The organism is Vreelandella indica, from assembly GCF_037070225.1.
GTDB lineage: Bacteria > Pseudomonadota > Gammaproteobacteria > Pseudomonadales > Halomonadaceae > Vreelandella > Vreelandella arctica.
In genome coordinates this window covers 93,074-119,125 of record NZ_JBANSO010000008.1, presented here as the reverse complement: position 1 = coordinate 119,125, position 26,052 = coordinate 93,074, and the positions used below count along the sequence as shown (strand labels likewise).

Annotated in this window: 22 protein-coding genes; 17 read left to right on the top strand and 5 right to left on the bottom strand. The window is 56.2% G+C overall.

Annotation, left to right across the window (positions count from 1 at the left end):
• Positions 1-8: 8 nt before the first annotated feature.
• Positions 9-3,971, bottom strand: coding sequence for a phosphoribosylformylglycinamidine synthase (purL, locus tag V8L71_RS07540; protein WP_336273681.1), 3,963 nt, complete (start codon positions 3,969-3,971; stop codon positions 9-11).
• Between the two features lie 184 nt (positions 3,972-4,155).
• Between purL and mltF the strand changes: the two genes are divergently transcribed.
• Positions 4,156-5,619 (top strand): membrane-bound lytic murein transglycosylase MltF, encoded by a 1,464-nt coding sequence (mltF, locus tag V8L71_RS07535; protein ID WP_035562114.1) that lies wholly within the window; start codon positions 4,156-4,158, stop codon positions 5,617-5,619.
• A gap of 27 nt (positions 5,620-5,646) precedes the next feature.
• On the opposite strand, the gene tadA is transcribed toward mltF, so the two are convergent.
• Positions 5,647-6,114 (bottom strand): tRNA adenosine(34) deaminase TadA, encoded by a 468-nt coding sequence (gene tadA / locus V8L71_RS07530; protein WP_336273680.1) that lies wholly within the window; start codon positions 6,112-6,114, stop codon positions 5,647-5,649.
• A 133-nt stretch (positions 6,115-6,247) separates the two neighbouring features.
• On the opposite strand from tadA, the gene V8L71_RS07525 reads away from it, so the two are divergent.
• Entirely contained in the window at positions 6,248-7,066 is an 819-nt protein-coding gene (locus V8L71_RS07525; protein WP_035562109.1) for an acyl-CoA thioesterase, read from the top strand.
• Between the two features lie 71 nt (positions 7,067-7,137).
• Here V8L71_RS07525 and V8L71_RS07520 read toward each other — a convergent pair whose 3' ends face one another.
• Both V8L71_RS07520 and rpmE read right to left on the bottom strand, forming a co-directional pair.
• Positions 7,138-8,409 carry a malic enzyme-like NAD(P)-binding protein gene (locus tag V8L71_RS07520; RefSeq protein WP_035562105.1) on the bottom strand — a complete coding sequence of 424 codons (1,272 nt, stop codon included), beginning with the start codon at positions 8,407-8,409 and terminating at the stop codon, positions 7,138-7,140.
• Positions 8,410-8,744: 335 nt separating this feature from the next.
• Positions 8,745-8,960 (bottom strand): 50S ribosomal protein L31, encoded by a 216-nt coding sequence (gene rpmE, locus V8L71_RS07515; RefSeq protein WP_035562478.1) that lies wholly within the window; start codon positions 8,958-8,960, stop codon positions 8,745-8,747.
• Positions 8,961-9,118: 158 nt separating this feature from the next.
• Between rpmE and V8L71_RS07510 the strand changes: the two genes are divergently transcribed.
• From V8L71_RS07510 to tatC, 13 genes are all read left to right on the top strand, one after another.
• Complete coding sequence (locus V8L71_RS07510; RefSeq protein WP_336273679.1) at positions 9,119-11,365, top strand: primosomal protein N'; 2,247 nt, start codon at positions 9,119-9,121, stop codon at positions 11,363-11,365.
• Between the two features lie 123 nt (positions 11,366-11,488).
• A complete protein-coding gene (gene argS, locus V8L71_RS07505) occupies positions 11,489-13,174 on the top strand; it encodes an arginine--tRNA ligase (protein WP_035562099.1) in 1,686 nt (561 codons plus the stop codon).
• Between the two features lie 3 nt (positions 13,175-13,177).
• Positions 13,178-13,912 carry an SPOR domain-containing protein gene (locus V8L71_RS07500; protein ID WP_035562096.1) on the top strand — a complete coding sequence of 245 codons (735 nt, stop codon included), beginning with the start codon at positions 13,178-13,180 and terminating at the stop codon, positions 13,910-13,912.
• 159 nt (positions 13,913-14,071) lie between these two features.
• Positions 14,072-14,605 (top strand): ATP-dependent protease subunit HslV, encoded by a 534-nt coding sequence (gene hslV, locus V8L71_RS07495; protein ID WP_035562093.1) that lies wholly within the window; start codon positions 14,072-14,074, stop codon positions 14,603-14,605.
• Positions 14,606-14,656: 51 nt separating this feature from the next.
• A complete protein-coding gene (hslU, locus tag V8L71_RS07490; protein ID WP_035562091.1) occupies positions 14,657-15,979 on the top strand; it encodes an ATP-dependent protease ATPase subunit HslU in 1,323 nt (440 codons plus the stop codon).
• A 112-nt stretch (positions 15,980-16,091) separates the two neighbouring features.
• Positions 16,092-16,475: a gamma-butyrobetaine hydroxylase family protein gene (locus V8L71_RS07485; RefSeq protein ID WP_035562088.1), complete on the top strand. Its 384-nt coding sequence runs from the start codon at positions 16,092-16,094 to the stop codon at positions 16,473-16,475.
• 161 nt (positions 16,476-16,636) lie between these two features.
• Positions 16,637-17,392, top strand: coding sequence for a bifunctional demethylmenaquinone methyltransferase/2-methoxy-6-polyprenyl-1,4-benzoquinol methylase UbiE (ubiE, locus tag V8L71_RS07480; RefSeq protein WP_035562085.1), 756 nt, complete (start codon positions 16,637-16,639; stop codon positions 17,390-17,392).
• Positions 17,393-17,423: 31 nt separating this feature from the next.
• On the top strand, positions 17,424-18,083 hold the full coding sequence (locus tag V8L71_RS07475) for a ubiquinone biosynthesis accessory factor UbiJ (protein ID WP_035562082.1): 660 nt from the start codon (positions 17,424-17,426) through the stop codon (positions 18,081-18,083).
• Positions 18,080-19,702: a ubiquinone biosynthesis regulatory protein kinase UbiB gene (gene ubiB, locus V8L71_RS07470; protein ID WP_035562079.1), complete on the top strand. Its 1,623-nt coding sequence runs from the start codon at positions 18,080-18,082 to the stop codon at positions 19,700-19,702. The genes V8L71_RS07475 and ubiB overlap by 4 nt, the downstream gene beginning before the upstream one ends.
• Positions 19,703-19,733: 31 nt before the next feature.
• Positions 19,734-20,126, top strand: coding sequence for a phosphoribosyl-ATP diphosphatase (locus V8L71_RS07465; protein ID WP_035562077.1), 393 nt, complete (start codon positions 19,734-19,736; stop codon positions 20,124-20,126).
• 76 nt (positions 20,127-20,202) lie between these two features.
• On the top strand, positions 20,203-20,481 hold the full coding sequence (gene tatA / locus V8L71_RS07460; RefSeq protein WP_035562075.1) for a Sec-independent protein translocase subunit TatA: 279 nt from the start codon (positions 20,203-20,205) through the stop codon (positions 20,479-20,481).
• 3 nt (positions 20,482-20,484) lie between these two features.
• Positions 20,485-20,955 (top strand): Sec-independent protein translocase protein TatB, encoded by a 471-nt coding sequence (gene tatB / locus V8L71_RS07455; protein ID WP_035562072.1) that lies wholly within the window; start codon positions 20,485-20,487, stop codon positions 20,953-20,955.
• Entirely contained in the window at positions 20,952-21,743 is a 792-nt protein-coding gene (gene tatC, locus V8L71_RS07450) for a twin-arginine translocase subunit TatC (protein ID WP_035562070.1), read from the top strand. Before tatB ends, tatC begins: the two co-directional genes overlap by 4 nt.
• Positions 21,744-21,844: 101 nt before the next feature.
• Here tatC and elbB read toward each other — a convergent pair whose 3' ends face one another.
• Positions 21,845-22,504 (bottom strand): isoprenoid biosynthesis glyoxalase ElbB, encoded by a 660-nt coding sequence (gene elbB, locus V8L71_RS07445; RefSeq protein WP_035562066.1) that lies wholly within the window; start codon positions 22,502-22,504, stop codon positions 21,845-21,847.
• 168 nt (positions 22,505-22,672) lie between these two features.
• Here elbB and hemB point away from each other — a divergent pair, with 168 nt between their 5' ends.
• Together hemB and ppk1 are read left to right on the top strand one after the other, a co-directional pair.
• Positions 22,673-23,683 (top strand): porphobilinogen synthase, encoded by a 1,011-nt coding sequence (hemB, locus tag V8L71_RS07440; protein ID WP_035562063.1) that lies wholly within the window; start codon positions 22,673-22,675, stop codon positions 23,681-23,683.
• A 121-nt stretch (positions 23,684-23,804) separates the two neighbouring features.
• Entirely contained in the window at positions 23,805-25,994 is a 2,190-nt protein-coding gene (ppk1, locus tag V8L71_RS07435) for a polyphosphate kinase 1 (RefSeq protein ID WP_035562061.1), read from the top strand.
• The last annotated feature ends 58 nt before the right edge of the window (positions 25,995-26,052 follow it).

The window sequence follows — 26,052 nt, the reverse complement described above, 5'->3', positions numbered from 1 at the left end:
TGTATCCGTTAGCCCAACCAAACGCGAGCATTGCGGAATAGGCGCAGCCAAGCACCGTCTTCAGTCCACTCCGCCGGACGCCAGGAGTTCGTGACCGCCCGAGCGACACGTTCAGGGTGCGGCATCATGATAGTCACACGGCCATCAGGCGTGGTTAGCCCCGTAATACCCGACGGTGAGCCGTTAGGGTTCGCCGGGTAACGGGTGGTCGCTTGGCCGTAGTTGTCGATGTAGCGCAGCGCGATCTGGCTACTCGACTGCATGCTACGCAGATGCGCGCTGTCGCGGAACGCCGCCTGCCCTTCGCCATGGGCAACCGCAATGGGTAGTTTAGAGCCTTCCATGCCAGCGAGCAGAATCGAAGGGCTCTTTTCGACCCGCACCATAGAGACCCGCGCTTCAAACTGCTCGGACTCATTGCGCACAAACGTCGGCCAATTTTCCGCGCCAGGAATCAGCGACTTCAGCTGCGAGAGCATCTGACAGCCATTGCAGACGCCCAACGAGAAGCTATCGTCACGGGCAAAGAATGCCGCGAACTGTTCACGGGCGCGTTCGTTGAACAACACCGATTTAGCCCAACCGCCGCCAGCGCCAAGCACATCGCCGTATGAGAAGCCGCCACAGGCGACAAGCCCTTTGAACGCATCCAGCGAAACACGCCCTTCGAGGATGTCGCTCATATGCACATCCACCGCTTCAAATCCGGCTTTATCGAAGGCCCAGGCCATCTCGACCTGACCGTTAACGCCCTGCTCGCGCAGCACCGCCATGGCGGGCTTGGCAGTATTCACAAACGGCGCACTGATATCGTCGTTGATATCAAAGGTTGGCGTCGCGGAAAGCCCTGGATCACGGCTATCGAGCAAGTTGTCGAATTCGTTCTTGGCGCATTCAGGATTATCGCGCAGCGCCTGCATACGGTAGCTGGTTTCCGCCCAGGTACGCTGGGTCAGCTGACGCGTGGTTTCCAGCAAAGGCTCTTCAAATAGCGTGACGCGCACTTGGTCGTCGTAACGGGGACGAGCAATCACGCCACAGGTTTCAATACCGGCCACGGCAAACTGCGCCAGCACTTCTTCAGTGTGTTGACGGTTGACCTGAATGACCGCGCCCAGCTCTTCGGAGAACAACGCATTCAGTGCCTCTACCGGCTCATCGATCATCCAATCGAGCTTGATCTCAAGCCCCGCATGGGCCGCAAAGGCCATTTCCAGCAGGGTGACCAACAGGCCGCCATCGCTGCGATCGTGGTAGGCCAACAGCTTACCGTCGCGGTTAAGGCCCTGAATGACCTCGAAGAAGGCTTTAATATCCTCCGGGTCGTCTACATCAGGGCAGTCGTTACCCACCTGGCCGTATACCTGCGCCAAGGCAGAACCACCCAAGCGGTTTTGACCGCTGCCCAGGTCAATCAAAATCAGATCAGACTCATCTTGATCCAGGTTGATCTGCGGCGTAAGCGTTGCCATCGCATTGGTGACCGGCGCGAAGCCCGTGACGACCAGCGAAAGCGGCGAAGTAACGCTCTTGTCTTCGCTTTCACCTTGGTCGTTCTCATCAGTCCAGGCGGTGCGCATGGACATCGAATCCTTGCCCACCGGAATCGCAATGCCCAATGCCGGGCACATCTCCATGCCCACGGCGTAAACAGCATCATAAAGCGCTTGATTTTCACCGGGGTGGTCAGCAGCGCTCATCCAGTTAGCGGAGAGCTTGATATCGCTAAGCTTGGCAATTGGCGCGGCCGCCAGATTGGTAATTGCTTCGGCAACGGCCAAGCGAGCACTTGCCGCGGGGTTGATCAACGCCACCGGCGGACGCTCGCCCAACGCCATGGCTTCACCGGCCTGGGTATCATAGCTTGCCGTGGTGACCGCCACATCGGCTACCGGCACCTGCCAGGGGCCGACCATTTGATCACGGGCCACTTGGCCAGTAATCGAGCGATCGCCAATGGTGATCAGGAAGCTTTTGGAGGCGACTGTCGGCAGGCGCAGCACCCGATCCAGCGCTTCGCGAAGGTCAAGATTATCGAGCATCATGCCGGAAAGCTCGGGATCGTGGCGTTCAAACTCACGCTGCATTTTGGGTGCTTTGCCGAATAGCACGCTCATCGGCAAATCGACCGGCTTGCTGCTGAAATGGCCATCGCACACTTCCAAATGGTGCGCTTCCATCGCCTCACCAACCACGGCATAAGGGCAACGTTCGCGCTTACACAGCGCGTCAAAGGTGTCCAGGTCTTCGGGCGCGACCGCGAGCACATAGCGTTCCTGCGCTTCGTTGCACCAAATTTCCAGCGGGCTCATGCCCGGCTCTGCGTTGGGAACCGCGCGCAAGTCAAAACGGCCACCACGGTTGCCGTCTTTGACAAGCTCCGGCAAAGCGTTGGAAAGCCCGCCTGCGCCCACATCGTGAATAAAGCGGATGGGGTTGTGATCGCCCAGCGCCCAGCAGCGGTCTATAACTTCTTGAGCGCGACGCTCGATTTCCGGGTTTTCACGCTGTACCGAGGCGAAATCCAAATCGGCGCTGGAGGTACCGGACGCCATGCTGGAGGCAGCACCGCCGCCCAGACCAATCAGCATCGCCGGGCCACCCATCACAATCAGCTTGCCGCCGACCGGGATATCGCCCTTCTGGACGTGATGTGCACGAATATTGCCGTAACCGCCCGCGAGCATAATCGGCTTATGGAAACCGCGCCGCTCGATACCGCCCTCGTTCAGTGACTCCTGCTCGTAAGTACGGAAGTAGCCGGTTAAATTGGGGCGACCAAACTCATTGTTAAACGCCGCACCGCCTATCGGTCCATCGAGCATAATGTTGAGCGCCGACTCCATCCGTCCTGGCTTGCCGTAATCGAAGGCTTCCCAAGGCTGTACGAACTCAGGAATGCGCAGATTGGAGACGGTAAAACCTGACAGGCCGGCTTTGGGCTTGCCACCGATACCCGTAGCGCCCTCATCACGAATTTCACCACCCGAGCCCGTTGCGGCACCGGGAAACGGGGCAATCGCGGTGGGGTGATTGTGTGTTTCTACTTTCATCAGGATATGAATAGGCTCCTGATGGGTGTCGTAAAGCGCCCGCTCTTCTTCAGCCCCGGTTAGCGGCTTAGCAAAAAAGCGCCCTGCCTGACTGCCCTTAATGACGGCAGCATTATCGCTGTAAGCGGAGAGCACATTATCCGGTGACGACGCAAAGGTGTTCTTGATCATCTTAAACAGTGAGTGGTTTTGCGGCTCACCGTCGATCACCCAGTCGGCGTTAAAAATTTTGTGGCGACAGTGCTCAGAGTTGGCTTGGGCGAACATCATCAGTTCAACGTCGCTGGGGTTACGCCCCAGCTCATTGAACGCATCGACAAGATAGTCGATTTCATCTTCTGCCAGCGCCAACCCTAGCGCCTGATTGGCCGTTGCCAGTGCATCCCTACCGCCCTCTAGGATATCCACACTGCCCAGCGGTGCCGGCTCGTGGTGGGCAAACAGCTTGGCAGCGTCTGAAGCATCGGATAGCACGGTTTCAGTCATACGGTCGTGCAGCAGTGACGCCAGCGCGCTCAGGCTCTCTTCGTTCGGCATAGCGGTGAAGCTGACCCGGTAATCGATACCGCGCTCGATGCGGTTAATTTGGTGCAAGCCGCAATTGTGGGCGATATCGGTCGCTTTTGACGACCAGGGTGACTGAGTGCCCAAGCGTGGCACGACTAAAAAACGCTGGGCTCGCTCAGGCACTTCCACGCTCGATTGAGTGCCATCGCCCGTCACATAGTCAAGTAACTGCACCAAACGCTCATGGGCAGCGTCATCCAATTCCTCATGACGGTCATGGGAATTAAGATCGATAAAATGAACATAGTGGGCAGACAGCGCTTCCACCTCGGGAGCACGTTCACGCAGCACCGTTAACAGCCGAGCATGACGGAAGGCAGAAAGGGCGGGCGCGCCTCGCAGTTCGAGCATATCCTGAAGCCTCTAGAGCAGGGAAATTCGAGCAGGGAAATCACCGGGCCGCTAGGCGGCCGTGCTTTTATGATAGCGAAAAACGCCTATGATACTGGAAACCAGCCACCACACGAAATCAACAAGGTGACAGCGTGACCCGGGCTGGGTATCGTGGCAGCTTGTTTCATGCCGACAAGACGCCATGCTGACGTTGATTTGCCGACATTTTATTGCCCGTGCCAGCGCTTATTATGCGTTAACTGCCGTTACGCTTTTGACCATGGTGCCCACTCTCTCTCTTGTTCCCCCAGGCGAGCATTTAACGCATATCGGTACAAAAGACTTTATTACCGTTCACACCCGCAACACCCCCACGACCTATTACGAAGGCCGCCAAGGCCCTACCGGCTTTGAATACGAGCTGATGCACCGTTTTGCCGATTACTTGGGAGTGAGCCTTAACCTTGACGCCAGCCACCACCCAGAAAGCGTCTTGCCGGCGGTGCGTGAAAAAGGCGACCTGGGCGCGGCAGCGCTGCCATTACTGCCTGACAGCCCTGGCATCCACTACACACGCCCAATCATTCAAATGCAGCCGCTGGTGGTTTACCGCCGCGGCCTGAATGGCATTAAAGAGCCGAGTGACCTTGTCGGCTTAGAACTTGGCACACTCAGCGAAGCCGGTACCGATGAAGCGCTGCGCGACCTTCAGCGGCGTCATCCTACCTTGAGCTGGAAAGAGTCTCACGAGCTTGAAGTCGCCGAACTGCTGGCACGCGTTGAGGACGGCACCCTGGACGCCGCGGTCATTTTCGAGCATCAGTTTCGTTTAAATCGGCTTTTTTTCCCCAACGTAGAACGTGGTTTCATACTCGGGGACCCACTTTCCATGGCATGGGCGGTGCCTAGCGGTCGCGGCTTAGGATTGCTTGAAGCCGCCAATCGCTTCCTACAAGACCTTCAGGAAAGCGGCACGCTTGATCGGCTGGTAAGCCGCTACTTCGGCCATGACGACTATTTAGAGTATGTCGGCACGCGCACCTTTCTTGATCACCTTGATGCACGCTTGCCCCGTTACACGGAACTGTTCCAGCAGGCTGCCCGCGAAACAGAGTTTGACTGGAAGTTATTAGCGGCAGTGGGGTATCAGGAATCCCACTGGGACCCAGACGCCGTCTCGCCAACGGGCGTGCGTGGCTTGATGATGCTGACCAACCCCACGGCGGGTGAAATGGGCGTGACGGACCGCACAGACCCCGCCCAGAGCATTGACGGCGGTGCCCGCTATTTACGCAGTATTAAAGACCGCTTACCGGAAGGCATCACCGGCGATGATCGCCTGTTTATGGCCATGGCGGCCTACAACGTGGGTCTTGGCCACCTTTATGACGCGCGTAAGATTGCGGAAATGCGCGGCGGCGACCCCGACAGCTGGCAAGATGTGCGCGCGGCGCTACCGCTATTACAGCAGCGTGAATGGCATAGCCAAACGCGTCACGGCTACGCCCGTGGCGGTGAGCCGGTGATATACGTACGCAACATCCGTCGTTATTACGAAATGATTCAATATGTGGAACGTAGTCGTCAGCAATTTTTTCAACTAGAACAAACATCTGTCAACGATGACCCGCTGTTATTGTTTGAACTTGTCCCGCCGCTTGATTAACAGCGCCGTGGCATTTCCAATTCAGTATTACTGATTCAATTCCTCGCGCCGGGCGGCGAAAAATCGCTTCAGCAGCTTTTGCGAGGCTGCGGCCAATACCCCACCGGTCACCGCGATCTGATGATTAAACCACGGCTGTGCCAACAGGTTAGCCTTTGATTCGACCATGCCCGCACGGGGCTCGGCGGCACCGTAGACTAAGCGGGCCAGGCGAGCATGAATCATCGTACCCGCACACATCATGCAGGGCTCCAGGGTGACAAACAGCGTGCAGCCTTCAAGGCGATAGTTGCCCTGGTGCTTGCCCGCCTCGCGTAGGGCACGAACTTCCGCATGGCCGCTAGGGTCGCAGCTGGCCACCGGCGCATTACACCCCACACCAATAATCTCTCCCTGCGCATCGACAACCACAGCCCCTACGGGCACCTCGCCCGCCGCCGCGGCCAGGTGCGCTTGGTCGAGCGCCCGGTGCATGTAAAATTCATCGCTGCGCATAAACGTAAACTCCGCTAAGGTAGCTAAACGACCGTATGAAAGGGGTGCCCGGCGCCGTGGCAGCATATTACTTTTACCGATAGCATTCTTTCACCGACCGCATTCAATAGAGACAGCCGCAAGGATACCGAGAATGACAGATGCGCTGAACAAATTGGTAGCGTTACTAGAGCTAGAAACGCTGGAAGAGACGCTATTTCGTGGTCAGAGCCAGGATCTAGGCTTTCCTCAGCTTTACGGTGGCCAGGTTCTTGGCCAAGCGCTGGCGGCCGCCGCGCGCACCGTGCCAGACGAGCGTCGCCCGCACTCTCAACATGGCTACTTTCTGCGCCCCGGCGACCCCCATCGCCCCGTTGTCTATCAAGTGGATACCATTCGCGACGGCGGCAGCTTTACCACCCGCCGCGTTACTGCCATTCAAAAAGGTCGGCCGATCTTTTTCTGCAGCGCCTCTTTTCAGAGCGAGGAAGCAAGCTTTAGCCATCAGCGCGACATGCCGAATGTCGCCACCCCCGAGGCGCTGCTAGAGAGCGGCGATGCCAAACATGACCGCTTTCCCGGCCACCCCATTGAGTTTTTGCATCTCACGGGCAACCCCGGCAACGGCACGCCTACAGGCCAGTGTTTGTGGTTTCGCCTTTCAGGCACACTGCCAGACGACCCGGCCCTGCATCGCCACCTACTCTCGTACGCCTCTGACTTCAACCTGCTGACCACCAGCCTGATTCCCCACGGCATCGAGTACCGCGACCCCAAACTGCGCATCGCCAGCCTAGACCATGCCTTATGGCTGCACCAGGACACACGCCTGGACGACTGGCTGCTGTACGTTATCGACTCACCCTGGGCAGGCGGCGCTCGCGGGCTGGCGCGGGGGCATATTTATAGTCGCGACGGTCGATTAGTGGCCTCTACCGCTCAAGAAGGGCTAACGCGTTATTCACAAGACTAACTAGACACTCTCTCAAACATTTACGCCCGCTTATTAGCGGGCGTAAATAGTTACCAGAGTGCTGCGGTTTATTAGCCGCCGTAAACGTCGTTGATAGACGTTAGCGGATAGTGCGCAGGGAATGGTTTGCGCGCCACGCCAGAATCAACCGCGGCTTGAGCAACCGCCGAGGTGACTCTAGCCAACAGGCGGATATCAACAGGCGTGGGAATAATGTACTCGCGACCAAAGCTCATCTCGGTACGCTCGTAGGCGTTCAGCACTTCCTGAGGAACCGGCTCACGGGCCAGGTCTTTCAGTGCGTGCACGGCCGCCAGTTTCATCTCTTCGTTAATACGTGTAGCACGAACATCCAGCGCACCACGGAAAATAAACGGGAAGCCCAGCACGTTGTTAACCTGGTTCGGGAAATCCGAACGGCCAGTGGCCATGATCACATCCGGGCGCGCTTCGCGGGCAACGTCAGGATGAATTTCCGGATCCGGATTAGTGCAGGCAAAAATCACCGGGTCTGGCGCCATTTTCTTCACCTGTTCAGCGGAGAGCAGGCCCGGGCCGGAAAGGCCGATAAATACGTCAGCGTTGTCGATGGCATCATCCAAGGTGCGCATCTCGGTATCGCGGGCGAATTCAGCCTTGTATTCGTTAATGCCTTCGCGGTCCGTGTGAATGACACCACGGCGGTCAAGCATCACAAGATTGTCTTTACTAGCGCCACAGGAAACCAGCAGGCGCATGCAGGCAATCGCCGCCGCCCCTGCACCCATGCAAACAATCTTAACGTCTTCGATGCGTTTACCAGCGATCTCCAGCGCATTGAGCATGCCTGCCGCCGTGACAATCGCGGTGCCGTGCTGGTCATCGTGGAAGACTGGAATACTGCAGCGCTCAATCAGGGCTTTTTCAATTTCAAAGCACTCCGGCGCCTTGATATCTTCAAGGTTGATGCCACCCCAGGTATCGGCAATGCGCGCGACGGTATCGATAAACGCCTGCGGGCTTTCCGCATCCACCTCGATATCCACCGAGTTAATGCCAGCAAAGCACTTAAACAGCACGCCTTTGCCTTCCATGACTGGCTTACTCGCCAGTGGGCCCAGATTACCTAAGCCAAGAATAGCGCTGCCGTCGGTGATAACGGCAACCAGATTACCCTTGCCGGTATAGCGGTAGGCATTTTCCGCATCCCTGGCGATTTCAAGCACTGGCTCAGCCACGCCTGGGCTATACGCCAGCGCCAAATCCCGTGCAGTCGCAGTGGGTTTGGTCAACTCCACCGACAGCTTACCGGGAATCGGTTTCGCGTGATAATCCAAAGCAGCCTGCTTATTTGCATCCGTCATGGTCAGAGTCCAGTTAACATAAAATAGATAAGTCGTTTGAGAATATAGAAAAAACCTATGCGCCTCAAGCGTGCCGTCAACTCATATCAAAACGCCCGTTTAACTGAATTTTACCTTCATATTCGCCACATTTCGCAGATATTTGCTGAAACTTATGCAAAACGGCGTTAGCCATAACGCTTTGCTTATTGCTGTACCGCAACATCAGCACGGCATTTGTGAAAATTTTTTCCACAAAAATAGCCAGTTTTTAGCGAGACAACAAAAAACCCACGCTTTGGCGTGGGTTTTGCGCAAGCAATACCTGTACTTGCGATGTGGCTATCCGAGGTGGATTAGCCGCGCTTAACAGCAGCGCCGAAACGCTTGTTGAAGCGCTCTACGCGGCCACCAGTGGTCGCTTGCTTCTGCTTACCAGTGTAGAACGGGTGGCAGTTGGAGCACACATCCAGAGAGAAGTCCTGACCTGAAGTAGAACCTACCTGGAAATTAGCACCGCAAGAACAGTTGGCGGTGACCGTGTTGTAATTCGGGTGGATACCTTGTCTCATCTCGAACCTCACGAAGCTATATGCCGCCACCTGATCTCGTGCCAGGCACCGCATACGGGTTTGGAAAAACTACTAACCGGTTGGCCGCTCTTTCGTTACGATAAGATCGCTAAGATTGAGCGGTCGCATATTCTAGCAAAACTAACGCCGGAGGCCAATTGCCTGATTCTGTTTCTTCGCGGGTACCGCCTCAAGTGCTTAACCAAATACTTAAAATAGCGCTGCCCTCACCGCTGCGGCGCCTGTTCGACTACTTGCCGTCTAACGTGACGCCAGCCTGCGGTTGGCAGCCGGGGTTGAGGGTGCGGGTGCCTTTTGGGCGCCGCGAAGTCGTCGGTGTGGTCGTGGAACTTACCGACCACAGCGAGCTACCGCGCAGCCAATTGCGCGCGGTCAGCGAGACGCTGGACGACGCGCCGCTGCCAGCAGATTGGCTCTGGTTATGCCGCTTTGCCGCCCGCTACTATCAGCACAGCCTGGGCGACACCCTGCACCACGCCATGCCCGCGCGGCTACGCCAGGGACACGCAATGGCCGGTCGCACACAAACACTTTGGATGGCCCAAGGTGACGGCGCGCAGGAAACCCTCAGCCGAGCGCCTAAGCAAGCAGAGCTGCATGCGCTTTTACGCCAGCACCCCCATGGCCTACCCGGTCGTGCGGTTAGCGCCCATGGCTTTGCTCGCGACCAGCTATTAGCGCTAGAGAAGAAAGGCTTGGCCACTAGCCAGGAACATATTCTCACCGCGCCTACTCCCCCCAGCGGAAACTTACTCGCGACTCCCGCGTTACCCCTAAACCGTGAACAGGCCACGGCGCTGGCCGCGCTGCATGAAAAGCTAGAGGGTTATCACCCCTGCTTGCTCGAAGGCGTCACCGGCAGTGGGAAAACGGAAGTCTATCTGCAGCTGATTGAAGCAGTGGCCGCCAAAGGTAAGCAGTCGCTGGTGCTGGTGCCGGAAATTGGCTTAACGCCGCAAACGCTGGCCCGCTTTAGAAGCCGTTTTCGCGTGCCCGTGGTGGCGCTGCATTCGGGCCTTACCGACCCTGAGCGCTTAGATGTATGGGAAGCCGCCGCTAGCGGCCGGGCACTGATTATTATCGGCACCCGCTCGGCCATTTTCACGCCATTGGCTAACCCCGGTGCGATTATTGTCGATGAGGAACATGATGGCTCCTACAAGCAGCACGACGGTTTGCGCTATCACGCTCGCGATCTTGCGGTTGCACGCGCGCATTACCATAAAATCCCGCTGCTCATGGGCAGTGCCACGCCGTCCTTAGAGAGCCTGCATCAGGCGCTTAGCGGCGCCTACCGCCACCTCCGCCTGACCCAGCGCCCCAGCCGCCACCCACCGGCCAAGCTGGAACTGATCGACCTGCGCCACCAGCGCCGCCAGGGCGGCTTGCTGCCGGGGGCAATTAAGGCGATCAAAAGCACCTTAAGCGCGGGCAAACAGGTACTGATCTTCATCAACCGCCGCGGCTTTGCCCCAACGCTTGCCTGCCACGCCTGCGGCTGGATGGCCGAGTGCGGCCAGTGTGATGCACGCATGACGCTACACCGTCAGCCCGCCCTGCTTGCCTGTCACCACTGCGATAGCCGCCGTGCCCTGCCGGATGCCTGCCCCGAGTGCGCCAGCGGCGACCTGCGCGCATTGGGTAGCGGCACTGAACGCACGGAAGAGACATTACAGACCCTGTTTCCCAAGACCACCATCCACCGCATTGACCGCGATAGCACACGGCGCAAGGATAGCTTCGAGCAAGTGTTAAAAGAGATCCATCGCGGTGAACCGTGCGTATTAGTCGGTACTCAAATGCTCGCCAAAGGGCACCACCTGCCCCACGTTACCTTGGTGGTCGTCGTTAATGCCGACGGCGGGCTGTACGCCGCTGATTTTCGCGCGCTGGAACACAGCGCTCAATTGCTTGAGCAGGTGGCGGGCCGAGCGGGGCGGGCCGCTCATCCAGGTCGAGTACTGGTGCAAACACTGCACCCCGACGATCCGCATCTGGGCCAGTTGGCTGAACACGGTTATGGAGCGCTCGCACGCAACATGCTGGAAGAGCGGCGTATCGCTCAACTGCCCCCGTTCTGCTTTATGGCGCTACTTCGGATTGAAAGCCCCAAGGAGGAGGCCGCCTTGGCCATGGCGCAACAGGCCGCTCAAGCTCTACGTCAGTGGCTCAAAGAGTCCAACGTGGCGACACGCTGCCTGGGCCCTGTGCCCGCACCCATGGAAAGACGTCAAAACCGTTACCATTTACATGTCATGCTGGCGGCCAATAGGCGTAGCCAACTTCACCCTGCTGCCAGTTGGCTCGTGCAGTGGTTGGAAGCGAATCGCGAGGCGCGCAAGGTGCGCTGGTCGATTGATATCGACCCACAAACGCTCTCCTAGAATGGGCTCACCATCACGCGGCTTTGAAACTGCGGCTCAATTGCTGATAATAGCCGCTTGATCGACGCACCTTTACAGCTGCGCGTTAGCACACGCCGCCACCGACGACACCCGGATACCTACATGAAAGACACCATAGTTTCTCTGCTCGAAGGCGCGGTTACCGCGCTCAAGCACCAAGGCGTGCTGCCGAACGACCTTCAACCCACGATCAAAGTCGACCCCACAAAAGACAAAGCCCACGGCGATTACGCCACTAATCTAGCGCTGATGCTGGCCAAACCGGCAGGCAAAAATCCGCGTGAATTAGCCACTATGCTGGTGGCCGCGCTCCCCGAAAGCGACGCGATCCAGAATACTGAGATCGCGGGCCCCGGTTTTATTAACTTTTTCGCTGCCGCCGATGCCGCGGCGCAAATCGTTGCCCAAGTGCTCGACTGCGGCGATACCTTTGGCCGCAGCTTGATCGGCAAAGGCGAAAAAGTGCAGGTAGAGTTCGTTTCCGCCAATCCCACTGGCCCCCTCCACGTTGGTCACGGCCGGGGCGCGGCGATTGGTGACTGTTTATGCCGCCTGCTCGAAGCCACCGGCTATGACGTGACCCGTGAGTTCTACTACAACGACGCAGGTGCCCAGATCGCCAACCTCGCCCGCTCGGTACAAGCGCGGGTAAAAGGCTTGGGCCCTGACGACGCCAGCTGGCCTGAAGACGGCTATCGCGGTGAGTATATCGTCGATGTCGCCAACGATTACCTGGCAGGTAAAACGGTCAGCGCCGATGACCGCGAAGTCACCGCCAAAAAAGATCCTGACGACTTAGACGCCATTCAAGAGTTTGCCGTCGCGTGGCTGCGCCGTGAGCAGGATCTCGACTTAAAAGCCTTTGGTGTAGAGTTCGATGTCTATTTCTTAGAGTCGTCGCTCTACGAAGATGGCAAGGTGGATGCCACCGTTGAAAAGCTGGTGAACGCTGGGCACACCTATGAAGAAGATGGCGCCATGTGGCTGCGCACCACTGATTTTGGTGATGACAAAGACCGCGTGATGCGCAAACAGGACGGTGGCTACACCTACTTCCTACCCGATGTGGCCTACCATCTGGACAAGTGGCAACGCGGCTTCAAAACCGTGATTAATGAGCAGGGTGCCGATCACCACTCCACCGTTACCCGTGTGCGCGCTGGTTTACAGGCGCTGGAAGTGGGCATTCCCCAAGGCTGGCCCGACTACGTGCTCCACCAGATGGTGATGGTCACCCGCTCCGGCGTCGAGGTAAAACTCTCCAAGCGCGCCGGTAGCTATGTCACCGTGCGCGACTTGATCGACGAAGTCGGCCGCGATGCCACACGCTTTTTCCTCGCCGCCCGCCGCGCTGACTCCCAGCTCACCTTTGATATCGACCTGGCGCGCTCGCAGTCGAACGACAACCCGGTTTATTACATTCAGTACGCGCATGCTCGGGTCTGCAGCATGCTGCGCAAAGCACAGGATGCCGGCCAGCCGTTTGATCATGCATTAGCCATTGCCAATCTAGCCCTACTGGACAGCGACCAGGAAAAAGCCGTTCTTAACCGCTTGGCGCGCTTCCCTGAAGTGGTGGAAACCGCCGCTAGAAACCGCGAACCACAGCAGGTTGCCCAGTATTTGCTCGATCTTTCCGGCGACTTCCACACCTGCTATAACGCCGTCAAGGTAATGGTTGAGGACGACACCCTACGCAACACGCGCTTGGCACTCGGCCTCGCTACCCGTCAAGTGCTGCGCAATGGGCTTGATTTAATGGGGGTTAGCGCCCCAGAGGAGATGTAATCAATGGCTAGCCCGCGTAAAAAGCCCGCCTCCCGCCGCGGAGCCACTTCGCAGCGCAAATCCCCCCGTAGCTCTGGTGGCGGCTTTCGCCTTCCTGGTTGGCTATGGGGCTTGGTCGGCATGGCGGCAGGTTTTTTCTTGGCTCAACACCAGCACGGCACCGCGCCTTGGCAAGAGCAGAGCGAAGCGCCTCAGGCCACGGTTCTGCCCAAGCCCGCGGGTAGTGAGGAGCGCGCTGCGGCTCGGGAAACCGAAGAGGCCGCTGAGCCATCAATGCCGACCTTTGAGTTTTATACCCTACTACCGGAAACCGAGGTCATTGCCCCTGGCGTCACGCTGCAGTCAAGCGTTGTGCGCCCGGAAGTTCCCGAGCAAGAGGCCGAGAGCGATACCGCCTCTGGCGCGGCCAGCGACGACCCCATCGCCCAGGTCATTGCCGCTAACACCCGTCCTGAAGACCAGATTTCAGCAGCCAAGGAGAGTGAAGCGGCTACCAACACTCCCGGGCGTTATATGCTTCAGGCCGCCTCATTTCGTGAAGCAAGTGACGCCGAACAGCTGCGCGGCCGACTGCGCAACTTAAGCCTGTTGGCGGAAGTTAGCGAAGTCCAGGCGGATGGTAATACCTGGCACCGTGTTCAAGTGGGGCCTTACGAGGATACCCGCGAGCTGAACCGCGCTCAGGATTTAATGAACACCCAGGGTATCGAACCACTACTTATCCAGCTGCAGAACTAATAATCCCATCTTGAATACCCTGCGGGCGGTTGATTTTTTATCAGCCGCCCGCATTTTGTTGTGAACGCTTACACAATGGTCGCTTCCAGAAGCAGTATGTTAAAGAGCAAGTGACCTGCCAGTCATCGGGAGCGCGCCTCCCACCAAGGAGTTATCTCCATGACCACTATTGTCTCCGTTCGTCGTGGTAACCAGGTCGCCCTCGCTGGCGACGGTCAAGTTTCGCTGGGCAATACCGTAATGAAGGGTAACGCCAGCAAAGTACGCCGCCTCTACCGCGGCAAAGTACTAGCCGGGTTTGCCGGTGGCACCGCGGATGCGTTCACGCTATTTGAGCGCTTTGAAGCGCAGTTGGAAAAATACCAAGGTCATCTCACCAAAGCAGCGGTCGAGCTCGCCAAAGACTGGCGCACCGACCGAGCGTTGCGCCGTTTAGAAGCACTGCTGGCCGTGGCTGACCATAGCGCCTCGCTGATCATTACCGGTAACGGTGATGTGGTCGAGCCTGAGCGCGGCATTATTGCGATTGGCTCTGGTGGCAATTTTGCCCAGGCCAGCGCCCGAGCGCTGTTAGAAAATACCGAGCTTTCGGCGCGTGAAATTACTGAGAAATCGCTGGCGATCGCTGGTGATATCTGTGTGTTTACCAATCATCACGTGACGCTCGAAGAGCTGTCGATTGACGATCGCTAATCACTTTACGCGACTCGCAAACGCCGCTCATTGCCCACAAAGGTTACTTATATGACTCAGATGACACCCCGCGAAATTGTTCACGCTCTAGACCAGTACATTATTGGCCAGCAAGATGCTAAACGCGCCGTTGCAATCGCCCTGCGTAACCGCTGGCGCCGCATGCAGCTTGATGATGACTTGCGCCCAGAGGTCACGCCTAAAAACATTCTGATGATTGGCCCCACCGGTGTGGGTAAAACCGAGATTGCCCGCCGTTTGGCCAAGCTGGCCAAAGCACCGTTTATTAAAGTTGAAGCGACCAAGTTCACTGAAGTCGGCTATGTTGGCCGTGACGTTGAGTCGATTATTCGCGACTTGATGGAAGCCGCGATTAAGATGGTGCGCGAACAGGCGAAAGAAGAAGTTGGCAACCGTGCCGCGGATGCCGCCGAAGATCGGGTTCTAGATGCCCTTCTTCCGCCTCCCCGTGGCCAGGAAGATAAGCCACGTGAAGAAGGCAGCACTCGCCAGTCCTTCCGTAAAAAATTGCGTGAAGGCCAGCTGGACGATAAAGAGATCGATATTGAAATATCCTCTCACGGCCAAGGCATCGATATCATGACCCCGCCGGGCATGGAAGAGATGACCAGCCAACTGCAGAGCATGTTCTCCAACATGGGTCAGCAGAAGCGTGAGAATCGCCGCGTAACGGTCAAAGAAGCGCTGGTTCTGCTGCGTGATGAAGAAGCGGGCAAGCTGGTCAACGAGGAAGAGATCAAGGCGCGCGCGGTCTACTCGGTAGAGCAGCACGGCATCGTCTTCCTGGATGAGATCGACAAGGTGGCCAAGGGCAGCGGCCAGTCTAGCGGCGGCGAAGTATCTCGCGAAGGCGTTCAACGCGACCTGTTACCGCTGATTGAAGGCTCCACCGTGTCCACCAAGTACGGCATGGTCAAAACCGATCACATTCTGTTTATCGCTTCTGGCGCCTTCCACCTATCGCGCCCGTCGGACCTTATTCCTGAGTTACAGGGCCGTCTGCCGATCCGTGTAGAGCTTGATGCACTGACGCCCAACGACTTCAAACGCATCCTCACCGAGCCCTCTGCCTCACTGACCAAGCAGTATCAAGCGCTGCTGGCGACAGAAGGTCTTGATGTGGAGTTTACTCCCGACGGTATCGAGCGCATCGCGCAGATCTCTTGGCAGGTCAATGAAGGCACTGAAAACATCGGCGCCCGCCGCCTGCACACGGTAATGGAGCGGTTGTTAGAAGAAGCCTCCTTCAAAGGCGGCGATATGGAGAGCCCGCTGGTCATCGACGCTGATTACGTCAATGCCCAGCTTGGCGAACTGGCGGTCGACGAAGACCTGTCGCGGTATATTTTGTAAGCTGCGCCTGCGGTTATTATCAGCGCTGGCATCGTCAGCAACAGCAAGCCCGCTCTTCGCGGGCTTGCTGCTATGACATTTAGCCATGGACACTTAGCCATGAGGTCTCATCATGAACGCCCCTACCCCCACTCGTGTTCACTACCATAAGCAGTCCCGTGAGCTGGAACTTGGCTACGCCACTGGTGAGAGTTTTCGCCTCCCGGTTGAGTTTTTACGCGTCTACTCGCCGTCTGCCGAAGTGCGCGGCCACGGTGGCGACACCGCCGTTCTCCAGGTAGGTAAAAAAGATGTCGGCCTGCAGAATATTACCCAGGCAGGCAACTACGCGCTGAAGCTTCACTTTGACGACGGTCATGACAGTGGGCTGTTTAGCTGGAACTACTTATACGATCTGGCTACTCACCAGGAAGCTTACTGGAACAATTACTTACAGCGCTTAGAAGACGCCGGTGCCTCGCGCGAGCCGGCCAGCATTCAATTCAAGCAACTGTGATGGCATGACTCACACCCCTGCAACAAACTAGGCAGGGACGCTAGGCAGACAAGCCAGGGCGGACAAGGCTACAATGACGCTAACTTTTTAATCGCGTCGGCCCTCAGTCAAAAGACCAAAGGTCGATCTGCCATCGCCTAAAATTCGGGAGCTACCGCCCAATGAGCCCCACAGAAAAACGCACGACTCATTTTGGTTACCAGGAAGTACCGGTTGATGAGAAAGCGTCACGAGTAGCTGACGTATTCCACTCGGTAGCCGCCCGCTACGACGTAATGAACGACTTGATGTCGATGGGTATCCATCGGGTTTGGAAACGCATGACTATTGAGCGCGCTGGTGTGCGCCCTGGCCACCACGTGCTTGATATCGCTGGCGGTACGGGCGACTTAACCCTCAAGTTTTCCCGCCTGGTTGGCCCGCGTGGCAAGGTAGTGCTGGCGGATATCAACGCCTCGATGCTCAAAGTCGGCCGCGACAAGCTGATGGATAACGGCGTCGGCGGCAACGTAGAGTACGTTCAAGCCAATGCCGAAAACCTGCCGTTTCCCGATAATAGCTTCGACTGCATTACGATCGCTTTTGGGCTGCGCAATGTCACCGACAAAGACGCTGCGCTGCGCTCTATGGCGCGCGTTCTTAAACCTGGTGGGCGCCTGTTGGTATTAGAGTTCTCCAAACCCAACAATCCTTTGCTGTCTAAGGCTTACGACGAGTACTCCTTCCGCCTGCTGCCCAAAATGGGCGAACTGGTGGCGGGGGACGGCGAAAGTTACCGCTATTTGGCGGAGTCGATTCGGATGCACCCCGACCAGGAAACGCTCAAAGCCATGATGGAAGCTGCCGGGCTAGAGCGGGTCGAGTACACCAATCTGACGGGCGGTATCGTTGCACTACACCGCGGCATTAAGCTATGAGACTTCAGACGCTACAGACCCAGAGGCCAGCATGCTGGTAACCCCGACCCTGCTGTTGGCCGGATGTGAACGCACGCTCAATGCCCTACTCGCCCGCGACCCGGCAGCCCCCGCACGGCTGGCAGCGCTGGTGGGCAGCCGTTTGCTTATACGCCTGGAGCAGCCACATCTTGAGCTTGTGATCCACTATCACCACGCAGGCTTAGACCTGATGCGTGGCGAAGGTGTTGATGAAACCGAGGTAGATGCGGTCGTCGAGCTAACTCCGGAAACATTTTCAGAGTGGATCAGCGGCGCCTCGATTGAGCGGCTAATGTTCGATGGCAAACTGGCCGTGCGTGGGCGCATCCATCTGCTTGAAGCGACCCGCGAGCTGCTTTTCGATTTAGACATTGATTGGGAAAGCGAGCTGGCCCGCTGGCTTGGCGATATGCCCGCTCACTCGCTGGCCGAAGGATTGCGTCGCGCCGCGCGTTGGGGGCTGCGTGCCAAAGATGAACTGATGCAGGATGTTTCTGAATATGTCTTTGAAGAAGCCCGCCTGCTACCCGGACAGCAACAGCGCAACGTGCTACGCGATCACTTAACCGAACTGGAAATCGCCACCGATCGACTGGAAGCGCGCTTTAACCGCTTGCAGCGCAAGCTGACGCAACCGTCACAGAGCGCCTCTCAGGAGCCACGCCCATGAGCCTGCGCCTGCTACGGATCAGCTGGGTAATCACGCGCCACCGGCTAGACACGCTGCTGCCGCTGGAGCGCCTGCCCTGGTGGCTGCGGACGCTGCTGTGGTTTTCACCGTTACGCTTGGTGCCGATCGGCAAGCGATCACGGGGCGAACGCCTGCGCTTGGCGTTAGAGGCGCTAGGGCCAATTTTCATTAAATTCGGACAGATGCTCTCGACCCGCCGCGACCTGCTACCGGCAGATATCGCCGATGAGCTAAAGCGCCTTCAGGATCAGGTGCCGCCTTTTCCCGGTGATCTTGCCGCTGCCCGCGTCGAGAAAGAGCTGGAAATGACACTGGAAGTGGCCTTTGCTGAGTTTGACCGTGTGCCATTAGCCTCTGCATCGATTGCCCAGGTACACGCGGCAAGGCTGCACGGCGGTGAAGACGTAGTGGTAAAAATTATTCGCCCCGGCATTGATCGCGTGATGCGCCAGGACATGGCGCTGATGTACCAAGTTGCCAAAGTGTTCTCCAAAATCCCCGAAGCGCGACGTTTGCGCCCGGTGGAAGTCATTCGCGACTACGAAGCCACGCTGTTTGACGAATTGGATCTCTATAAAGAAGCCGCCAACACCTCGCAGCTTAAACGTAACTTCAAAGACTCACCGCTGCTATTTGTACCTACCATCTATTGGCCCTTCACCCGCCGCCACGTGTTGGTTCAAGAGCGCATTCGCGGCATTCCAGTCGCCGATTTAGACACGCTAATTGCTCGTGGCACGAACCTGAAAAAGCTTGCAGAACGCGGCGTTGAGCTTTTCTTTACTCAGGTATTTCGTGACAACTTCTTCCACGCCGACATGCACCCCGGCAATATCTTTGTTAACTGCGACAACCCCGAAGACCCGCAGTACATCGCTATCGACTGCGGCATCGTGGGCAGCCTGACCCGAGAAGATCAGGACTATTTGGCGCGCAACTTATTGGCCTTTTTCCACCAGGACTATTACGAAGTCGCCGCACTGCATATTGAGTCCGGCTGGGTGGGTGAAAATACTCGTGCCAATGAGTTCGCGGCAGCTATTCGGACCGTCTGCGAGCCTATTTTAGAGAAACCGCTGAAAGACATCTCCTTTGGCCAAGTGCTCCTGGGTCTGTTTCAAACCGCGCGACGTTTTAATATGGAAGTGCAGCCGCAGTTGGTTCTATTACAGAAAACGCTGCTCAATATTGAAGGCTTAGGGCGCCAGCTCTATCCTGACCTGGACCTTTGGAGCACCGCCAAGCCGTATTTAGAGCAGTGGATGAAAGAGCGTGCGGGTGTCAGCGGTTTATGGGAATCACTCAAGCGACAGGCACCGGAGCTTTCACACCAGCTACCTGAATTGCCTGTACTGGCGCACCAAGCGCTCAGCCGCATGGAGCATGAGCATCGTCAACGTCATCAGCAGGTGGACTCCATCAACGCCATGCGCGCACAGATGGTGCGGCAGGGCAAGCGGCTTTACCGCCTGCGGCTGGGTCTGACTCTGCTGGCACTGGCACTGGCTTGGCAGCCATTAAGCGGCTGGATTGAGCTCCAGGAATGGCCAATACTGGCTGCCGCTGCGATTGGCCTCTTACTGCTGGTATGGCAATAACGTAGGGCATTAAACGTTTATAAGGATTCCCATGGACAGCAACTCATTATCGCCTGACAATTTACCAACCAACACTTTTTCGACAAATACTGCGTCTGTGCTGGATACTCTCAATGAGGTACTAAAGCAGCGGCGACACGCAGCAGCAGAAGATTCTTATGTTGCCTCCTTGCATTATAAGGGTTTGAACAAGATACTCGAAAAGATTGGCGAAGAAGCGACTGAAACAGTGCTTGCGGCAAAAGATGCGGAGCACGGTGGTGAGGCTGAACGTCAGGCGGTTATTTCTGAAACGGCCGACCTGTGGTTTCATAGCCTGGTGATGCTCTCGCACCTGGGGATGGATCATCAGGCTGTTTTAGACGAACTGGCGCGACGCGTTGGCATTTCCGGGCACGAAGAAAAAGCGTCTCGTCAGCCATAGCGGTCACAGAAACTGTCGTATAGTGATAACCAAGCTGGAAAAAAGATAGTCAACCTGCTCCCATGAGGAAACGCATATGTTAGGTGGTATTAGTATTTGGCAGTTGCTGATTGTACTGGGCATCATCATCCTGGTTTTCGGCACCAAAAAACTGCGTAATGTGGGCACCGACCTAGGCGGGGCGGTCAAGGGCTTCAAGAAAGCCATGCACGATGAAGAGAAAAATAAAGAGACGGATAAAGAAGACGCTGACCAACCGCATGCCAAAGTGAGCCATGAAGAACCTGGCAACACTTATGACGTTCAAGCCGAAGAGAAACAGGCCGCCAACGAACGTAACGAAGAGCGCAAATAAACCATGCTGGATATCGGCTTTCTTGAACTAATGCTCATTGGCATCGTCGGGCTGTTGGTGCTTGGCCCGGAGCGGCTGCCTAGGGCCGCCCGCACGACGGGTATGTGGATTGGCAAAATCAAGCGCACGGTATCCGGCATGCAGCGTGAAATTAGCGCTCAGCTTGAAGCAGAAGAGTTACGCCAAAAGCTTAACGAACAGCAGAAGAAGCTCGACGATAGCTTGAAAAAAGCCAAGCTGGACGTAGAGAGTATTGCTGACTCCCCTTCTGCTTCGGGTACTGCACCGGCAACCAGCGCGGCCCAGCGTGATACGGAACAACGGGTTGCCAAGGCCAGCGCTCGCTTGGATGACGCGCTTCAAACAGTGCGTGAAGAGCCGCCCGCCTCAACGTCGGCGGCTAATCATGAGGCGGAAACTGACGTGGCTGCACCTGAAAAGGCTGAATTAAATAAGGATCGTAATCACCAATGAGTATGTCTGGCGATTCAAAAGAGCCGCGTGAAGATCAGAGCCAAGCCCCTCTCATTGAGCACCTAATCGAATTACGTTCACGGCTTATGCGTGCCGTGATCGTGATTTTGGTGATCTTTCTGGGCTTATATGCTTTTGCCAATGATATTTATACCTTTGTGGCCGATCCATTAATGGACCTGCTGCCTGAAGGCTCGCAGATGATTGCCACGGAAGTGGCCTCACCATTTTTGGCGCCGTTTAAGCTCACCTTGGTCGTAGCGGTATTTATCGCTATTCCCTTTGTGTTGCATCAGGCATGGGCCTTTATCGCACCAGGTCTTTATGACAATGAAAAAGCGCTGGCGATCCCGATACTGGTCTCAAGCATTGCGCTGTTCTATGGCGGTGCGGCGTTTGCCTATTACGTGGTTTTTCCGCTGCTGTTTGAGTTTTTCACCCAAACGGGGCCTGAAAACGTCGCCGTAATGACCGACATTAACCAGTATTTGAACTTCGTTCTTAAGCTGTTTTTTGCTTTCGGTGTGGCGTTTGAAATTCCTATTGCGACCTTCTTGCTTATCCTCTCTGGCGCTACGACGGTGGAAAGCCTTTCTAAAAAACGCCCCTATATTCTTTTAGGCTGCTTTGTCATCGGTATGCTGCTAACCCCGCCGGATGTGATTTCCCAAAGCCTGCTGGCGATCCCCATGTACCTGCTCTACGAAGTAGGGCTACTGTTTGGCCGTTTGGTGCGCAAACGCAAAGAAGAGAAAGAGGCTGATGAAGAGCAAGAAGCCGATCTCTAAGCGGATCAGCGCAGCACGCAGATACTGAAAAAGCCGTCGCCATTAACCATGGCGACGGCTTTCTTATCTGCAATACGATGTTCTAAAATGCAACGGCGTACTTAATCCATCATTTCAGCAATACGATCTACCAATTTAAAGATACCGGTGGCCGCTTCACTAATGCGCTTTGCCAGCATATAGGCAGGTGTGGTCACCACGCGGTGCTCAAGGTCGACGACAATATCTTCTACTGCACAGCTGCGGTGCAACCCGCCCATGGCACTAATCGCCCCGGAAACCGCCGGATCATTACCCACGGTCACTGCAATACCGTCACCCAATAGACGGGGCACCAGTACGGGGGAAATACACATCAAGCCAATGGGTTTGGCCTCTTGACGAAAACCAAACAGCGACTCTTTTAGTGCTTCCAGCACCTGCATATTGTCGCTGGCACTGGCGAAATCCGACAGATTTTTGGCGACACCGAAACCACCGGGCACAATTACTGCATCGAAGTTATCAGCGTCTAGCTCACTCAATGGGCGGATGTTTCCACGCGCCAAGCGGGCAGACTCCTGCAGCACATTACGCTGTTCACCTTCCGCCACCTCTTGCGTGAGGTGATTGATAACGTGATGCTGTTCTATATCCGGGGCAAAACAGTGGTAACCAATACCCAACTGATCCAAGCGCAACAGCGTTAACGTCGTCTCATATATCTCTGAACCATCATAAACGCCGCAGCCAGCTAAAATCACCGCCACCTGTTTGGTCATGCCTATCTCCTTATCCCAGGGTCTGCCGATCGCAATACAGCAAAGCAATTGCTCACTTTAGTCAGTCTACCTTGTTGTCACAAGACGGCTTTCGCCGCAGGGCATGGCTGATATACTCCATTCAGACCTTCGGGCACACTCATTTGCGTTCCTTAATGGAGACACCCCTTGAGCATACCTACCCCCCGTCACTTCCCCGCCACACGCATGCGTCGAATGCGCCGCGATGATTTTTCACGCCGCTTGATGCAGGAGAACAGCCTTAGCCCGTCAGATTTGATCCTGCCGGTGTTTGTACTGGAAGGCGACAACCAGCGTGAAGCGGTGGCCTCAATGCCCGGTGTGGAGCGGCTCTCGATCGACCTACTGATTGAGCAAGCCCGCGAAGCTTATCAACTGGGCATCCCTGCGTTGGCGCTTTTTCCAGTTGTCGGCCCTGAGCACAAAACTGAGTTAGCCGAAGAGGCCTATAGCGCCAGCGGCTTAGTACAGCGTAGCGTGCGCGCCCTTAAAGCAGCCCTGCCCGAACTCGGCATTATCACCGACGTGGCGCTCGACCCGTATACCAGCCACGGCCAGGACGGCATTCTTGATGAACACGGCTACGTGCAGAATGACCGCACGGTGGATACGCTGCTTAAACAGGCACTCTCCCATGCCGAAGCGGGCGCTGACGTGGTGGCGCCTTCCGACATGATGGATGGGCGTATCGGCGCGATCCGCCAAGTGTTGGAACAGGAACATCTCCACAACGTGCGGATTATGGCTTATAGCGCCAAGTATGCCTCCCACTACTATGGGCCCTTCCGCGATGCCGTTGGCTCAGCCACCAACTTGGGCAAAGCCGACAAACGCACCTATCAAATGGACCCTGCCAACAGCGATGAAGCATTGCATGAAGTAGCCATGGACATCGCCGAAGGCGCCGACATGGTGATGGTCAAGCCGGGTATGCCTTACCTGGATGTCGTTCGCCGTGTAAAAGCTGAGCTAAAAGTGCCGACTTTCGCTTATCAAGTCAGCGGTGAGTACGCCATGCATCGCGCCGCCTTCGACAATGGCTGGCTGGAAGCGGAACCGGTGATTTTGGAATCATTGATGTGCTTCAAACGAGCAGGTGCCGATGGAATTTTGACCTATTTCGCTCTCGACGCAGCGCGTTTATTACAGCGCCACTAAACTACTGCGACAAAGATGACAACAAGGTGACACTTGTTTGTCATCTTCTCCCCGCATACTGCCTTCCTATACAAGTATCAGGCTATGATACCTTCGAGCCATCAACGCGGGGAGATCCACCATGGACGAGCAAGCGACAGATTCTTTACCATTATCGTCTACTGATCAAACCAGCAGCGACGGCGATATGCCGCTACGAATTAACCGCACACCCACTGGGGTTCAAGCGCGTGACACGTTGCCTGAAACCGACCTTGACGACACTCAGCTTTACTTCAATCGCGAGCTGTCGCATCTACAGTTCAATATCCGCGTGCTGGAACAAGCGCTAGACGATGCCCACCCGTTGCTCAACCGCTTGATGTTCTTGCTGATTTTCTCATCCAATATGGATGAGTTTTTCGAAATCCGCGTAGCGGGATTAAAGCACCAGATCGCCCTTGGCGACGACACCACCGCGGCCGATGGCCGACTGCCTAAAGCCGTATTGGCCGAGATTTCTCAGATCGCCCATACGCAAATTGATCGCCAGTATCAAATACTCAACGATACCTTGTTGCCCGCCCTGGAGACTCATGGGTTGCGCTTTCGCCGTCGCGATCAGTGGACTGATCAACAAAAGGCCTGGACGCGAGCGTTTTTCGATAACGAAATTATGCCGGTTATTAGCCCAATCGGTCTCGACCCTTCGCATCCCTTCCCGCGTCTGGTCAATAAAAGTCTTAACTTTATTGTTGAGCTGGAAGGCAAAGATGCCTTTGGCCGCGCCGGAGGTATGGCTATTCTACCAGCACCACGCTCGCTGCCTCGCTTAATGGCGCTACCGAAGGAGTTATGCGAAGAGGGTTTCTCCGAGTATGTGTTCCTGTCCTCGATGATTCATGCCCATGCCGATGAGCTATTTCCCGGCATGCGCGTGCGCGGCTGTTACCAGTTCCGTTTGACCCGCAATGCGGATATGAGCGTTGACCCTGAGGAAGTCTCAGACCTTGCTTCCGCGCTGCGTGGCGAACTACTGGCACGCCGTTATGGCAGCGGTGTGCGGCTGGAAGTGGCGGACAGCTGCCCCGATGACTTAACTAATTTTCTGCTGCGTCAATTTGAGCTTGAGAGCGACGATTTATATCGGGTCAAAGGGCCGGTGAATTTAACCCGCATGATGTCAGTTCTGGGTGATGTGGACCGTCCAGAACTGCTCTATCGCCCGTTTACTCCCAGCATTCCGAAAGCGCTCAAAGCGGGCAGCTTGTTCGATGCTATTGCTAAGAGTGACATTCTGCTCCATCACCCTTTTCAATCATTTACTCCGATTGAAGACCTGCTGCGCGAAGCCGCCCGCGACCCGCATGTACTGGCTATAAAGCAGACGCTATACCGTACGGGCTCAGACTCGCCTATCGTTAGCGCGCTGGTAGAAGCGGCTAGCCAGGGCAAAGAAGTCACCGTGGTCATTGAACTACGTGCGCGTTTTGATGAAGCCGATAATCTACAGCTGGCTTCTCGTTTGCAGGAAGCGGGGGCAATCGTTGTCTACGGCATTATGGCCTACAAGACTCACGCCAAGATGCTGCATATAGTACGCCGCGAAAAAGGCGAGCTGTGCTACTACGCGCACCTCGGCACCGGTAATTACCACTCAAAAACCGCCAAACTGTATACCGACTACAGCCTACTGACTGCCAATAAAGCGCTGTGCGCCGATGTGCATAAAGTGTTTCAGCAGCTGTCGGGGATGGGCCGCGCACGCAAAATTGACACGCTGTTGCATGCGCCGTTTACGCTGCACGAGCGGCTAGTGGAAATGATTGACCGTGAAGCGCAGATAGCGCGCAAGGGTAAACGCGCCCATATCATCATTAAATGCAATTCGTTAACCGAGCCCAAACTTATCAAAGCGCTCTACCGTGCCTCCCAGGCGGGGGTTGAGTGCGATTTAATTATTCGCGGTATGTGCTGTTTGAAGCCAGGCGTGCCGGGGGTTTCCGAGAATATTCGTGTGCGCTCCATTATCGGCCGCCTGCTTGAACACACCCGCGTATTCCACTTTCACAATGATGGCAAGTCGGAAACTTGGTGCTCAAGCGCCGACTTTATGTCGCGCAATATGTTTCACCGTGTTGAAACCTGCTTCCCGCTGCTGGATAAGAAGCTCGCCACCCGTGTGCGCAAGGATCTCGAAACCTACATGGTGGATAACTGCCAGAGCTGGCTGCTACAGACCGACGGCAGCTACCAGCTTCAGGATCCAGGTAAAAGCGATGCCATCAGCGCCCAGGAAACCCTGCTCTACGCCTATGCTTCGAAAAGCTAAGTGTCGACAAGCTAGTTTTTAAGCCAAACCCCGCTTTTTAGCGGGGTTGATTCTGACC

Excerpts from the sequence above, each read along its gene's own strand:
- purL (WP_336273681.1), bottom strand. The coding sequence starts at position 3,971 with ATGCTCGAACTGCGAGGCGCGCCCGCCCTTTCTGCCTTCCGTCATGCT.
- mltF (WP_035562114.1), top strand. The coding sequence starts at position 4,156 with ATGCTGACGTTGATTTGCCGACATTTTATTGCCCGTGCCAGCGCTTAT.
- tadA (WP_336273680.1), bottom strand. The coding sequence starts at position 6,114 with ATGCGCAGCGATGAATTTTACATGCACCGGGCGCTCGACCAAGCGCAC.
- V8L71_RS07525 (WP_035562109.1), top strand. The coding sequence starts at position 6,248 with ATGACAGATGCGCTGAACAAATTGGTAGCGTTACTAGAGCTAGAAACG.
- V8L71_RS07520 (WP_035562105.1), bottom strand. The coding sequence starts at position 8,409 with ATGACGGATGCAAATAAGCAGGCTGCTTTGGATTATCACGCGAAACCG.
- rpmE (WP_035562478.1), bottom strand. The coding sequence starts at position 8,960 with ATGAGACAAGGTATCCACCCGAATTACAACACGGTCACCGCCAACTGT.
- argS (WP_035562099.1), top strand. The coding sequence starts at position 11,489 with ATGAAAGACACCATAGTTTCTCTGCTCGAAGGCGCGGTTACCGCGCTC.
- V8L71_RS07500 (WP_035562096.1), top strand. The coding sequence starts at position 13,178 with ATGGCTAGCCCGCGTAAAAAGCCCGCCTCCCGCCGCGGAGCCACTTCG.
- hslV (WP_035562093.1), top strand. The coding sequence starts at position 14,072 with ATGACCACTATTGTCTCCGTTCGTCGTGGTAACCAGGTCGCCCTCGCT.
- hslU (WP_035562091.1), top strand. The coding sequence starts at position 14,657 with ATGACTCAGATGACACCCCGCGAAATTGTTCACGCTCTAGACCAGTAC.
- V8L71_RS07485 (WP_035562088.1), top strand. The coding sequence starts at position 16,092 with ATGAACGCCCCTACCCCCACTCGTGTTCACTACCATAAGCAGTCCCGT.
- ubiE (WP_035562085.1), top strand. The coding sequence starts at position 16,637 with ATGAGCCCCACAGAAAAACGCACGACTCATTTTGGTTACCAGGAAGTA.
- V8L71_RS07475 (WP_035562082.1), top strand. The coding sequence starts at position 17,424 with ATGCTGGTAACCCCGACCCTGCTGTTGGCCGGATGTGAACGCACGCTC.
- ubiB (WP_035562079.1), top strand. The coding sequence starts at position 18,080 with ATGAGCCTGCGCCTGCTACGGATCAGCTGGGTAATCACGCGCCACCGG.
- V8L71_RS07465 (WP_035562077.1), top strand. The coding sequence starts at position 19,734 with ATGGACAGCAACTCATTATCGCCTGACAATTTACCAACCAACACTTTT.
- tatA (WP_035562075.1), top strand. The coding sequence starts at position 20,203 with ATGTTAGGTGGTATTAGTATTTGGCAGTTGCTGATTGTACTGGGCATC.
- tatB (WP_035562072.1), top strand. The coding sequence starts at position 20,485 with ATGCTGGATATCGGCTTTCTTGAACTAATGCTCATTGGCATCGTCGGG.
- tatC (WP_035562070.1), top strand. The coding sequence starts at position 20,952 with ATGAGTATGTCTGGCGATTCAAAAGAGCCGCGTGAAGATCAGAGCCAA.
- elbB (WP_035562066.1), bottom strand. The coding sequence starts at position 22,504 with ATGACCAAACAGGTGGCGGTGATTTTAGCTGGCTGCGGCGTTTATGAT.
- ppk1 (WP_035562061.1), top strand. The coding sequence starts at position 23,805 with ATGGACGAGCAAGCGACAGATTCTTTACCATTATCGTCTACTGATCAA.